The 13,028-nt window shown below is 54.1% G+C and carries 12 protein-coding genes; 4 read left to right on the forward strand and 8 right to left on the reverse strand.

Annotated features, from left to right (window positions below; translation table 11 throughout):
• Positions 1 to 428: 428 nt before the first annotated feature.
• The 8 genes from ON072_RS01450 to rnm all read right to left on the reverse strand — a co-directional run bounded on the left by ON072_RS01450 (position 429) and on the right by rnm (position 8,051).
• Entirely contained in the window at positions 429 to 1,424 is a 996-nt protein-coding gene (locus ON072_RS01450; RefSeq protein ID WP_261752720.1) for a transposase, read from the reverse strand.
• A 244-nt stretch (positions 1,425 to 1,668) separates the two neighbouring features.
• Complete coding sequence (locus ON072_RS01455) at positions 1,669 to 2,433, reverse strand: hypothetical protein (protein ID WP_144224532.1); 765 nt, start codon at positions 2,431 to 2,433, stop codon at positions 1,669 to 1,671.
• Between the two features lie 537 nt (positions 2,434 to 2,970).
• On the reverse strand, positions 2,971 to 3,936 hold the full coding sequence (locus ON072_RS01460; RefSeq protein ID WP_144224534.1) for an exo-alpha-sialidase: 966 nt from the start codon (positions 3,934 to 3,936) through the stop codon (positions 2,971 to 2,973).
• Between the two features lie 293 nt (positions 3,937 to 4,229).
• Positions 4,230 to 5,102, reverse strand: a complete 873-nt coding sequence (rluB, locus tag ON072_RS01465; protein ID WP_025010665.1) for a 23S rRNA pseudouridine(2605) synthase RluB — start codon at positions 5,100 to 5,102, stop codon at positions 4,230 to 4,232.
• On the reverse strand, positions 5,103 to 5,693 hold the full coding sequence (gene scpB / locus ON072_RS01470; RefSeq protein WP_025010666.1) for an SMC-Scp complex subunit ScpB: 591 nt from the start codon (positions 5,691 to 5,693) through the stop codon (positions 5,103 to 5,105).
• 11 nt (positions 5,694 to 5,704) lie between these two features.
• Complete coding sequence (locus ON072_RS01475; RefSeq protein ID WP_274625925.1) at positions 5,705 to 6,496, reverse strand: segregation and condensation protein A; 792 nt, start codon at positions 6,494 to 6,496, stop codon at positions 5,705 to 5,707.
• A 77-nt stretch (positions 6,497 to 6,573) separates the two neighbouring features.
• A complete protein-coding gene (locus ON072_RS01480) occupies positions 6,574 to 7,194 on the reverse strand; it encodes an L-threonylcarbamoyladenylate synthase (RefSeq protein WP_025010668.1) in 621 nt (206 codons plus the stop codon).
• A complete protein-coding gene (rnm, locus tag ON072_RS01485) occupies positions 7,191 to 8,051 on the reverse strand; it encodes an RNase RNM (protein ID WP_274625926.1) in 861 nt (286 codons plus the stop codon). The genes ON072_RS01480 and rnm overlap by 4 nt, the downstream gene beginning before the upstream one ends.
• A 355-nt stretch (positions 8,052 to 8,406) precedes the next feature.
• On the opposite strand from rnm, the gene ON072_RS01490 reads away from it, so the two are divergent.
• Genes ON072_RS01490 through trpCF form a run of 4 tightly spaced genes read left to right on the forward strand, consistent with a single transcriptional unit; the run spans position 8,407 to position 13,019 of the window.
• Entirely contained in the window at positions 8,407 to 9,966 is a 1,560-nt protein-coding gene (locus ON072_RS01490; protein ID WP_274625927.1) for an anthranilate synthase component 1, read from the forward strand.
• Positions 9,963 to 10,565: an aminodeoxychorismate/anthranilate synthase component II gene (locus tag ON072_RS01495; protein ID WP_274625928.1), complete on the forward strand. Its 603-nt coding sequence runs from the start codon at positions 9,963 to 9,965 to the stop codon at positions 10,563 to 10,565. The genes ON072_RS01490 and ON072_RS01495 overlap by 4 nt, the downstream gene beginning before the upstream one ends.
• Entirely contained in the window at positions 10,558 to 11,634 is a 1,077-nt protein-coding gene (gene trpD / locus ON072_RS01500) for an anthranilate phosphoribosyltransferase (protein WP_274625929.1), read from the forward strand. The genes ON072_RS01495 and trpD overlap by 8 nt, the downstream gene beginning before the upstream one ends.
• Positions 11,631 to 13,019 carry a bifunctional indole-3-glycerol-phosphate synthase TrpC/phosphoribosylanthranilate isomerase TrpF gene (trpCF, locus tag ON072_RS01505; RefSeq protein WP_274625930.1) on the forward strand — a complete coding sequence of 463 codons (1,389 nt, stop codon included), beginning with the start codon at positions 11,631 to 11,633 and terminating at the stop codon, positions 13,017 to 13,019. The genes trpD and trpCF overlap by 4 nt, the downstream gene beginning before the upstream one ends.
• Positions 13,020 to 13,028 lie beyond the last annotated feature (9 nt).

Below are 13,028 nucleotides of genomic sequence, written 5' to 3' on the forward strand. Positions count from 1 at the left end.
GCTACTTTGTCAGAAAGAGACCTGCCGGTGCTTGCATCGGAGAGGTGTCCATATAGTTATTTAGGCTTGAATGGAGCCTTTGAAAAGGAAAGGATACAATACCGAGGCCAAGATATACTCAAGTAAGTCTTGAGTCTCCCCTTCTATCACTGCATTTATAAAGCACTTCCCCTTTGGGCCCAGCAATATACAGGACATCCTAAACACTTTCCAACAAACATGCAGCCAAATATGCAGGACCCCCTAAACACTTTCTGAGCAGCAAGGAAGTACACTGCAGGGGGCAGTATCTGATAAATAACGACAGTTTTATGGAAATGAGACTCTCTGAGATGAGTAATCTGCGTGCTTCATACAAAAACTGCGATTGCCAGGCAGGCCAACGGCAGGCTTAAGCCTGTTGCTGCAAAATCACCAACGGTTTAAGGTTAATAGGGGTGTATTGCTTGGCTTTGTTGCTTACCCCGGCACCATTTACCGCCATATTTGGCCTTCATGGCACACATGGCATCCCATCGGCCACTCATGCCACTATACTGGCGGCGAAACTCCTTGGCGGAAGTTATCCAGGCATCGTCGCTGACACCAAGCTCAAGCAACAGTTTGGGCCTAGAAGAGGAAGAGGCAATAAAGCCACGCTTGTCTTCCCGCACCGCGCGACCTGTCCAATCAATCAGCTCCAGATAGTCGGCAAAGTGAAACGGGATACCGCTTTGTTCGGCGGTAGTTGCCGCACCGTCAAATTGCAGCAGTGGCTTAAGTGAAGCGTTGGCAGTTGCAGGCTCAGCTACTTCTTCTATGCGCTCCTGAATGGATGTGTAATCAGAAGTTTGCAGCGAATCTGCAATACCGGCGCGAATGGGATTTAAATCCACATACATCATGCAGGCCAGCAGCGCCTGTTCATCGAGCAGCGCCTGCGACTTAAAGCGCCCTTCCCAGAATACGCCCTTGCAGCCATCTTCTCGATTGGCCTTGCGGGCGATATCTTCATTTAAACAGCGCATAAACCAACTGATACTGCCAAGGCGTTCCTGCCAATCGCTAATCAGCGTATCCAACAGTATTCGCTCACCTTCTGAGAGACTATCGCCCTTGAGGAACTTTGCCGCCACAGGATTGCCACTAAAGAGCATTGTCCAACGCTCAATGACTTCAAATGGCGACAACGCTTGTTGTGCAGCAAGGTCGATTTTGAGCACCAAATGGTAGTGATTACTCATGACCGCATAAGCGCAAACGTCGATGCAGAATATTGACGACAACTGTCTGATTTTATCCACGATCCAGCCACGTCTATGTTCGTAACTGCGCCCCGACAGTGCATCTTCACCACACAAAAATGCCCTTCTAACGCAACGGTTAATCACGTGGTAAAAGGGCGTACTTTCAGCATCTATCAACTGGCGACGGGCAGTGGTCATAACCAACTTCGACTGGGCTTTGATGGGTATTTCAAAGCCTAGTCAAGGCTGTGTGAAACATCAAAAAGATATGGCTGTCCTGTATTTCATGGTATTTCATGCGACTGAGCTTTGATGGGTATTTCAAAGCCTAGTCAAGGCTGTGTGAAACATCAAAAAGATATGGATGGCTGTCCTGTATTTCATGTATTAGCAGTATTCGGATCAGCTATTTAGCGAGCGCAGCGAGTGGTTAATGCGTTTGTTATGTTTTTAATAAAGCGGGAGATCTCCACTGCCACACAATATCAGGTTCACCTTCTTTTTTGCCAACTAAGAGCCTTTTATAATCAGCTTCTAAAATGTCTTTATTCTTTGAGAGCTCTTCAATATCGACTGGAGATAAAGAAAATTTACGAATGTTGTCCGCTAGAATAAATTTTTCTGGTGATTGAACTTCAATTGATGCAATGTACTCGCCTTCCTTCCAAGGAAATGAATGCTTGTTGAAATTGTATAATTCAATCATTTCTTGTTCGCGAAGAAACGCTTCTGCATCGTATTTATTCTCAGCTTTTAGATATGCAATTTTTTTTACAGCAGAATTTTCGTACTCTTTTTTTGATGCAATAAAAGCAACATCTTGAAAACGAATAAACCGTTCTTCTATCTGAGTTTGATTGAGTTTAATTGCTAGAACAGATTGTTCTTTTTCAAAAGGCATAGACCCCGCATCAGGAGTAGTCATTTTACCTACACTCTGCTTTATGCCTTGCCATTCGAATACACGCTCTTCACCACTTTGGTGCTTTAAGCGAATTTTTAAGTCTGATACGACAATATCTTTATGCTCAACCGAAAAGGCTAAATGTAAATTTAAAATTGGGCCGAAAGAAGTAAAACCTAATTCGGCAAAACGAGAGGTAATTATTCTTACCTTTGGTTTTGTGAAATGATTTTTGATCAAAGTTATCAAATGAGGAGCCCAAGCCAGCGCTCCCAAAATTGCAATTCCATCTATAAACTTCAAATTTGACTCCTCAGTTTGATAAAAACATAACAGCTGTATAGTGCACATGCGCGGTTTCTAAACCTACTATCTACCAGCTGCATTTTTTAACTTTATGAATTTAATGCTATTTTCTAAAATGTTACAGAAATAACGCGTAAACTTACCTTAAAATTTCCCAACCAGCATCTTGCGGCTATACGCCCCCAGCAAGACCCATACCTACCGGACAAGTCCAAACTCTGCTCGTCCCTGCATTCCGCTGAAAACGGAAAAATACCACTGCCGCCGACTTTGAGCCGCTGAGCTTAAGGAAGCGCTAAAGCTAAGCGGTTGAATTGGTTATACAATACCCAGTACTGAATGTTAAAACAATTAGCCAAAGGTCAAGTTTTTGACAAAGACCACAAAGTCCTGATTTGGCTGATTTTTGCAACAGAATTGACTGGCTTTGAAATCTAAAGCGATTTTCCCTGTTAGTAAACCTAATTCAGTCGCACTCGCTGGTGTCGAGCACACAGGTATTGTTGGCTGGTACTTTAGCTATTGGTTGGTACTTTAGCCTTTAAGCCCGATACGGGCGAAATAGATGGCGGTTTTGCCCTCATGGCTTGAGTAGTACACCAGCTTGAGTTCATCGCCGTCCAGCTCGATACCGGCGTAGCTGGTATCGCCGCCAGATGGCAGAGTCAAAAGTTCAGTGACCTTGGCTGTGGCGCTATCGATTTCCACCAGCGAGGTGCGCACCTTATTGTCATAGAGGCGCACCACGGCCAGCAGGCGGTCGTTATAGAAAAAGGCGACCGGACCACCGATACGGCAACTGAGCTGCTGCCAGTGCCAGGTTTTGAAAGGTGCCTTGGCCTTGCCGAGCAGGCCGGTTTCTTGTGCGTCCCACACAGGATCGCGCCTTAATAGGCAAAGCGCTTCTGTATCTGAAGAGGTTTGAGCAGAGCGAATCTGCTCGCCGCCACGAAACAGCAGTGATGATTCGTTAACATAGCCGTCATTTTGCAAGGGGGCGACCCAGGGCGTAAATTGCAGCGTGCCGGTTTGTGATGCTTGCAGGCGCTCACTGCGATAGAGCCTGACATCACCATCGGCGCCTGGGCGATAGCCCACGCCGTAGAGGCCATCTTCGGCCTCGGTCACCCGCCAGAGCCAGTATCCGGTATCGACGACTTTTTCGGGGGCCGACCAGTTGATGCCATCCAGCGAGTGCCACATCAAAGACTGCAGCGGCGCCTTGCCATGTTTGGAGGCTGCGCCAAAAAGCCATAAACAGCCGGCATGGGCGAGCAGTTTGCCGTCGCGCAGATCGCCAAGCTCGCTTTGAATAAGCGCCTCGGCTTGCCAGCTTTGGCCATCGTCGCTGGATTTAAGCACTCTCAGCGCACCGTCATCAGACACATGGGCTTGGCCCTCCCGAAAGACGCAGTAGAGCGCCCCCTGCCAGCGGCATAGATCGCAAAAGGCGTTGTGTTCGCCTTGGTCCCAAATTTTTGTGTGTGAGATCAGCTGCATGCCTTGGCTCCCTGAGTTGCTGTTCCTTTATCTTATACCATGACTTAACTGCGCCAAGGTAAGTGGACTTTTTACGGTAAAAAGTGATGGCAAAAAACTTTGGTAAAAAGCTATGGCAGAAACGGTGATAAAACTATGAAAAAGCAGCGAGAAACTGTTGAAAAAAGCTTAGAAAAACAGCAACAAAAAAGGCCGCCGCGGCGACCTTTCATTGCATTGGAATCACATCTTTAGATGGGATTAGACAGGCTATCGACAAGCTTTAACACACTGCCGATAAAGCCTTGGCGGCATCAGCTGCGCTGCCGGGTTGGCTTGGGCTTACCCGCCGCCGTCTTGTGTTTACGCACGGCGCGGCGCACCTTGGCACTGCGCACCTTGTTACGGGCCACGCTGTGTTTGTCGGCACCCAGCATGGAGCGGGTTTCCGGATCCATGCCCGCCAATTGGCGCAGGTAGTTAACCTGCTCCAGCGGCAGTTCGACCCAGCCACCACGAGGCAGGCTCTTGGGCAGTTCTATCATGCCGTAACGCACCCGAATAAGGCGGCTCACCTGCACTTCCTGGGATTCCCACAGACGACGCACTTCACGGTTACGCCCTTCACGCAGGGTAACGTGCCACCATTGGTTGATGCCTTCGCCACCGGCGGCCTTGATATGGTCAAACTGGGCCGGGCCATCTTCCAGCATAACGCCGCTACGCAGACGCTGCAGCGCCGCTTCCGGCACTTCACCGAAGGTACGCACGGCGTACTCACGCTCCACTTCATTGGAGGGGTGCATCAGGCGGTTGGCCAGTTCACCGTCTGAGGTGAATAGCAGCAAACCCGAGGTGTTGATATCCAAACGTCCCACTGCAACCCAGCGGCTGTCTCGGGTGCGGGGCAGACGATCGAATACTGTGGGCCGGCCTTCGGGATCTTTGCGCGAGCAGATCTCCCCTTCCGGCTTGTGGTAGGCCAGTACCCGGCAGATCACATCATCGGCAGATTTCAACGATACCGCACGGCCATCGATACGTACCTTGGCGTCGGCTTCGATGCGATCACCCAGTTTGGCGATTTCTCCGTCAATACTCACGCGACCTGCAGCAATCCATGCCTCCATCTCACGACGGGAGCCATGGCCTGCACGGGCCAAGACTTTCTGCAATTTTTCGCTCATTCAAGTTGACTCTTCTAAGGGTTCCGGCGGTGTTTTCATCCCCGAAAATACCGCCTCTAATGATTCGGCGTCAGACAGAGGCGGCAGATCCGCTATGCTGTCCAGACCGAAGTAAGCCAGAAACTCTGTAGTGGTGGCGTATAACGAAGGCCTTCCCGGCACCTCTTTGTGTCCCACAACGCGGATCCAGCGTCTGTCTGTTAAATTCTTGATAATCTGGCTGCCGACAGCCACCCCTCTGACCAGCTCAATTTCGCCGCGGGTCACAGGCTGACGGTAGGCGATAACCGCCAGGGTTTCCAATGTTGCCCTGGAGTACTTGGGCGCCTGCTCCTGCCACAAAGGTTGCAGCAAGGGGCTGAGGCTGTCGCGGGTCTGAAACCGATAACCGCCGGCAACCTTGACCAGTTGTACTCCACGCTCCTGGTAATCCAGGGTCAATTCATCCACCGCGGCGCGAATACGCTCGCGGGAGACACTGAAATCGGCCAGCACGGTTTCTCTCAGCGCCTTCAAGGTCATGGGCTTGGCCAGCACAAACAGGCTGGCTTCGATCAGTTGTTTCAGCTGAAGGTCGTTAATCTTCGCCAAGTCGGCTCCCGTCAGTACGCCTTGAGATAAATTCGCGATAAAGGTTCGGCCTGGATCAGTTCCACCAGCAGTTCCTTTACCAATTCCATCAACGCCAGAAAGCTGACCACCACTCCGGCACGCCCCTCTTCCACCTTGAACAGGGCTTCAAAAGGGGTGTAATGCTCACTGGAGAGCATGGCCAGAATTTGGCTCATCCGCTCCCGGGTAGAAAGCTGCTCGCGCTGCACCTGGTGAGAAGTGCTGGCTTCCACCCGCTTGAGTACCTCGCCAAAGGCCCGGGCCAGTTCGGCCAAAGACACATCCGGCGGCACCAGCAAGGGCTTGATATCCGGCGCCTTGCCCGCCTTGGCCTGGAATACGTCCCGCTCGAGCCGGGGCAGTTCATCCAGCCGCACCGCCGCCTCTTTGATGGCTTCATAAGCCTTGAGTTGGCGGATCAACACGGCTCTGGGGTCTTCCTCTTCCTCGGCTTCCAGCTCCGGCCTTGGCAACAGCAAGCGCGACTTGATTTCCGCCAATGTTGCCGCCATCACCAGATAGTCGGCCGCCAGCTCTACCCTGGCGCCCTGCAGCAGCTCGATATACTCAAGATACTGGGCGGTGATCCTGTGGATGGGCAGATCTACCACATCCATTTTTTGCTTGCGGATCAGGTACAAAAGCAAGTCGAGCGGCCCTTCAAACGCCTCAAGAAACACCTCAAGCGCCTCGGGAGGAATAAAGAGATCGGCAGGCAGCTCTCTGAGCGCCTCACCCCGCACTACGGCAAGCGGCAGACTCTGTTGAACGCCTTCACTCAAGCCGTTTTCTCTCCTCTGGCAGCATCCTTAAGGCGGCATAGGCCGACCAAACGCGCGATTATACCTTTATTGAGCGGTTAAAGAAATGGGCTGATATCGCCACTGCCTTCACGGACTATGACCATTTCGCCTTCAGACATGTCTATCACTGTGGTGGGCTTTTCGCCCAGGTAACCGCCGTGGAGAATGGCATCTACCTGATGTTCGAGAATATCGCGGATATGCTCGGGATCCGACTCGGTAAAGTCGTTGCCGGGCAGAATAAGACTGGTGGACATCAGGGGTTCACCCAGAGCTTCCAACAGCGCCAGGGCGATAACATTGTTCGGTACCCGAATGCCTATGGTGCGTTTCTTTTCGTTCTGCAGCCTTCTTGGCACCTCTTTGGTGGCCTTGAAGATGAAGGTGTAACAACCCGGTGTGTTGTTCTTCAGGATGCGAAACGCCTGATTATCGACTCTGGCATAGGTCGACAGCTCAGATAAGTCGCGACACATCAGCGAAAAGTTATGATCATTGTCTATCTGGCGAATTCTGGCGATACGGCTCATGGCGTCTTTATCGCCAATCATACAACCCAGCGCATAACCGGAATCTGTGGGGTAAACTATGACCCCGCCGCTTTTCAGAATGCTCACCGCCTGGCTTATCAGACGGGTTTGAGGATTCACCTCATGTACGTAGAAAAATTGACTCATTTAGTTATTGTCCATTGCTTGCATTGCCAGACCCAGTTCAATCCCTGGGGCCGATACAGATTCTTGCCCAGTTCCAGCCAGCGGCCGGGAAAGTGGAAATCGGATCCCACCGAGGCGTAGAGGCCGTTGAGAGTGGCCAGCGCCCCTAAATTATTTCTGTCGTCTGTGGTTTGCTGCCCGAGCACCACCTCCATGGCATCACCACCGGCGGCCTTGAATTCGCGCACCAGGCGTTTGAGCCACTTGGCCGACAGTTGATAGCCACTGGGGTGGGCCAACACGGCCACTCCACCTGCGTTGTGAATTACCTCTATGGCCGTCGCCATCTCGCCCCAGTTGTTGGGCACATAGCCCGTCTTGCCACGGCCGAGAAACTTCTTGAACACGCTGGCGCTATCCGGCGCATGCCCCTGCTCGGCCAGGAAACGGGCGTAATGGCCACGGCTCAGTGCCGCATCACCGGCGAGCGCCCTGGCGCCTTCGTAGGCCCCTGGAATACCGGCCTTTTCAAGCCTTACGCCTATTTCACGAGCCCGCTCTTCCCTGAGCTCACGTTGACGCTCGAGAAAGACAAGCAGGTTTTCGTCGTGGCGGTCAATATCCAGCGCCACGATATGAATATCATAGGCGTGCCAACGGGTAGAGATCTCAACCCCGTCTACCAAAGTCAAAGGCGTGCTCTGCCCGGCATTGAAGGCATGGGCCTCATCCAGCCCGGCGACTGTGTCATGATCGGTAATCGCCAGCAGCTCAACCCCCTTTTCCAGGGCGCGTTCGAGCAACTGAGACGGTGTCAGTTGGCCATCTGAGGCTGTGGTATGGCTGTGAAGATCGGCCAAAGTATTTTCAGTTATCATAGCGCTATTGTACTTGGTTTTGTTGGCAAAATGCGATTTATCTCCGCTGGGCGACGGCAAATTGGCAGAAATTTGCATAAATTAAAAATATTCAATTGACATTGGCGGGCAGCTGGGTTTTTCTATAGATCAAACGTCGAGAGGACAAATTTTCAATGACACACTTCAACGCTTCACTCAACATCATCTGGTGGTGGCACTTCCCTTAACGCGGGTAGTGTGAAGCGCTGTGCACGATTGAAAATAACGCAGCCAAATTCAACAAAAAGCCCGCAAGAGATTGCGGGCTTTTTTGTGCTTAACGGTCAGGAAAACCCCGCAGCCAGGCTAAACAGCGGAACAACAGGAAGGACAGATGAACAGAATCGAGCCAATCGCCAGAGTACACCGCCAGACGCGGTCACTGCCCTATTACGACGATCCCCTGAAACTGTATCAGCAACTGACGCGGGACAAGCCTCACAGCATGTTGCTGGAGTCGGCCGAAATCGACAGCAAGGATCACCTGAAGAGCATTATCCTCAGCCACGCGGCGCTGGCCATTCGCTGTGACGGGTCGACCTTGAGCTTCGAGGCTTTGACAGACAACGGCGCCGGACTGCTACCCGCCATTCACGACTTCTTTAACTCGCGCGGTGAGGTCAGCCTGGAACAGCAGAGCCTCAAGGTCGTGCTGCGCCCCATCACTGCCGAGCTGGATGAAGATGCCAGACTCAAGGCAGGCTCGCCGCTCGATGGCCTGAGATTGCTGCAGCAGGGTCTGGTTGATGAAAACGAGAGCCAGTTTGAAACCGGATTTCTGGGCGGCGTTTTGGGGTACGACCTTATCGCCAGCACAGAGCCGCTGCCAAGCGTAAGCCAGGGCGCCAACCACTGCCCCGACTATCTGTTTTATCTGGCTGAAACCCTGATAACAGTGGATCACCAAAAGGGCTGCGCCGAAGCCGTGGTGATGGAGTTTAATGGCAACAGCGAGGTGCAGACCGAGCTTGGCGCCAGACTGGACGCCATAGAAACCAACTGCCAGCTGCTGGAAGATGTCGCCCCTTTAAGCGGTGTACATGCCGAGGCCAGCGTCAATATCAGTGACGCCGATTTTTGCCGCCAGGTGAGCCGCCTCAAGGAGCATATCTGCGCCGGTGATATCTTTCAGGTTGTGCCATCACGCAGTTTCAGCCTGCCCTGCCCCAATACTCTGGGCGCCTATCGGGCACTGAGACTGACCAACCCCAGCCCCTATATGTTTTACCTGCGCAGCGCCGACTTCACCCTGTTTGGCGCCTCTCCGGAAAGCGCCCTCAAGTATGAAGCCGAGGGCAATCAGGTTGAGGTTTACCCCATCGCCGGTACTCGCAAACGCGGCAAGACCCCAGATGGCGAGATAGATTTCGATCTCGACAGCCGCATAGAGCTGGAGCTGAGACTGGACAAGAAAGAGTTGTCGGAGCACATCATGTTGGTGGACTTGGCCCGCAACGATATCGCCCGCATCAGCCAGAGTGGCAGTCGTAAAGTGGCCGAGCAGCTGAAGGTAGACAGATACTCCCATGTGATGCATCTGGTCAGCCGGGTAACCGGGCAGCTTAGGGAAGATCTCGACGCCCTGCACGCGTATCAGGCCTGCATGAACATGGGCACCCTGGTGGGTGCCCCCAAGGTGCGCGCCGCCCAACTCATTCGTGAAACCGAGCAGCAACGCCGCGGCAGCTATGGCGGCGCCGTAGGTTATCTCAACGCCCTTGGCGATATGGACACTTGCATAGTGATCCGCTCCGCCTTCGTCAGCGAAGGCATAGCGCACATCCAGGCCGGGGCCGGAGTGGTCTATGATTCAGATCCCCAGGCCGAGGCCGACGAGACCGCGCAAAAAGCGCAGGCAGTGATCAGTGCAATCAAGATGGGAGGTGGCCTGTGAAACTCTATCTATTGGATAACTTCGACTCCTTCACCTACAACCTGGTGGATCAGTTCCGCAGCCTGAGCTTTGAAGTGCTGGTGTACCGCAATAATGTCAGTGCCCAGTTGCTCGCCGAGCGGATGCTGGCGGAGCCGGGTCAGGCGGCGCTTATTCTATCTCCCGGCCCGGGCGCCCCCAGAGAAGCCGGTTGCATGATGGAGCTTATTGCGCTGCTGGCCGGCAAACTGCCCATTCTCGGTATCTGCCTTGGTCACCAGGCCCTGGTTGAACATTACGGCGGCAAGGTTGAGCGTGCCCCCCAAGTGGTACACGGTAAGGCCAGCCCGGTAGAGCACAACTGCGACGGCCTGTTTGCCAACCTGCCATCTCCCTTGCCTGTGGCCCGCTATCATTCGCTGGTGGCAACCAAGGTGCCCGACTGCCTGGAGGTGATTGCCACCACCGAAGGCATGCCTATGGCCATCAGCCATCGCTGTGATGCCGCCGTCGGCTTCCAGTTCCACCCCGAATCGATTCTCACCACCCTTGGCAGCACCTTGCTGGTGCAAACACTGCAATACCTGACCATGAGCCGCGAGGAAACCTGCCATGACTGAACTGCAACCTCTGTTCGACAGCCTGTACCGGGGCGAGTCTTTGAGCCGTAGCCAAGCCGCCAGCCTGTTTGCCGAGCTTATCGACGGCAAGCTCAGTGAAAGCCAGATGGCAGCCATGCTGATCGCGCTCAAGCTCAAGGGCGAAACCATAGACGAGATCAGCGGCGCCGCCGATGCCCTGCTGGCCGCCGCCAAGCCGTTTCCGCACCAATGCCAAAGGGTAGTGGATATTGTCGGCACCGGCGGTGACGGCCACAACACCATCAATATCTCTACCACGGCCGCCTTTGTTGCCGCCGCAGCCGGGGTCAATGTTGCCAAACACGGCAACCGCGGGGTGTCCAGCAAGTCGGGCTCTTCCGATCTGCTGGCACAGTTCGGCATAGACTTGACCATGTCGCCCGAGTGCGCCGCCAAACACCTTGCAGACAACGGCCTGTGTTTTCTGTTTGCACCCCATTATCACGGTGGAGTGCGGCACGCTGTGCCTGTACGCCAAGCGCTCAAGACCCGCACCCTGTTCAATGTACTCGGCCCGCTGATTAATCCGGCTCGCCCCGACTATATGCTGCTTGGGGTCTACAGCCCGAGCTTGGTTCGTCCCATCGCCGAGGTGTTGCGGGCCCTTGGCGTCAAAGGCGCCATGGTCGTTCACGGCAGCGGCCTGGATGAAGTGGCGCTGCACGGCGAAACTCAGGTGGCCGAACTCAAGGGTGAAAAGATAGTGGAATATCGCCTCACCCCGGCAGACTTTGGCGTGCCGCAGGCGACGCTGGCCGAGCTGGAAGGCGGCACCCCGGCAGAAAACGCCCTTATTACCCAAGCACTGTTCGCCGGTAAAGGCAGCGCCGCCCAGCGTCACGCCGTGGCCATCAATGCCGCCTGCGTACTCTATCTCGCTGGCAAGGCAGACAATCTCAAACAGGCCACCCAACTGGCACTGGCCACCCTGGATGATGGCCGCGCCTGTGCCAAACTCAACGCCCTGGCGGACAAGGCCCACCAAACCCAGACTGAAAACAATGACGCCAACTCACCACAACCCAGCAAGGCAGGAGCTATATCATGAGTAACGTGCTTGAGCGTATCGTCGCCACCAAGCAGCAGCATATTGAAGCCCTCAAGCTGCGTTTTCCCGAAGAGAGCCTGACGCCCAAGACGTCGGATCGCAGCCTGTATCAGGCACTCAGTGCAAAAGGCGCCGGCTTTATTCTGGAATGCAAGAAGGCCAGCCCCTCCAAAGGGCTTATCCGCAAAGACTTCGACCCGGTTGCCATTGCCGATGTTTACAGCCGCTACGCCTCCGCGGTGTCGGTACTGACAGACGAGGCCTTCTTTCAGGGTGACTTTCGCTATTTGCCCAAGGTGCGGGCCAGAATCAAACAGCCGGTATTGTGCAAAGACTTTTTTGTTTCGTCTTATCAGGTTAAGTTGGCGGCCCATCAGGGCGCCGATGCCATCTTGCTGATGCTGTCGGTACTCAGCGATGAGCAGTATCGATTGCTGGCGAGCGAAGCCGAGCAATATGCCCTCGACACCCTCACCGAAGTCTCCAACGAGGAAGAACTCAAGCGTGCGCTGGCTCTGGGCGCGCCGATTATTGGCATCAACAACCGCAACCTCAGGGATCTGAGTACAGATCTGGCGATGACAGAATACTTAGCCCCCAAGATCCCCGAGGGGACACTGATCATCAGCGAATCCGGGATCTACAGCCGTGAGGATGTACGCCGCCTCAGCCCGCTGGTCGACGGCTTTTTGGTAGGCAGCTCGCTGATGGCCGAGGCCGATTTGGATCTGGCCTGTCGCCGCCTTATCTATGGCAACAACAAGGTGTGTGGCCTGACCCGGGAGCAGGATCTGCTGGATGCGGCAAAATCCGGCGCCATCTATGGCGGCCTCATCTTCGCCGCCAAGTCCCCCCGTTGTGTCAGCCGCGCCCACGCCGCCGAGCTGTGCCGTTACAACGCCGAGCAGCCGCGTAAACTGGCGATGGTAGGGGTATTTGTCAATGAATCACCGGCTAAGATGGCCGAGCTGGCCAATGAACTGAAACTGAGCACGCTGCAGCTTCATGGCAGTGAATCAAGCGAAGATATTGCCAAGCTCAAGTTGCTGCTTGAGCAAAACGGGCACCAGGCCGAGATCTGGAAGGCTGTTCCGGTCAATGTCGACGGCGGCGAGCTGCCAACCTTGCCGGAAGGCGCCGACCGCTATCTCTATGACAGTAAAAGCGGCGACAGCTTTGGTGGTACCGGCAAACATTTCGATTGGCAGCAAGGGCTTGCCCAGCGTGAGCGTGCCATGCTTGCCGGTGGCCTGAGTCCGGACAACGCCGCCTTGGCTGCCACCCAGGGCTTTTTCGGGCTGGACTTTAACTCAGGGGTGGAAAGCGCCCCCGGCATCAAAGACAGAGCAGCACTGCAGGCGGTGTTTAAGCAGCTCAAAGCCTGACAAGAACAA

It is taken from the genome of Shewanella sp. K8, assembly GCF_028823715.1.
GTDB lineage: Bacteria > Pseudomonadota > Gammaproteobacteria > Enterobacterales > Shewanellaceae > Shewanella > Shewanella algae.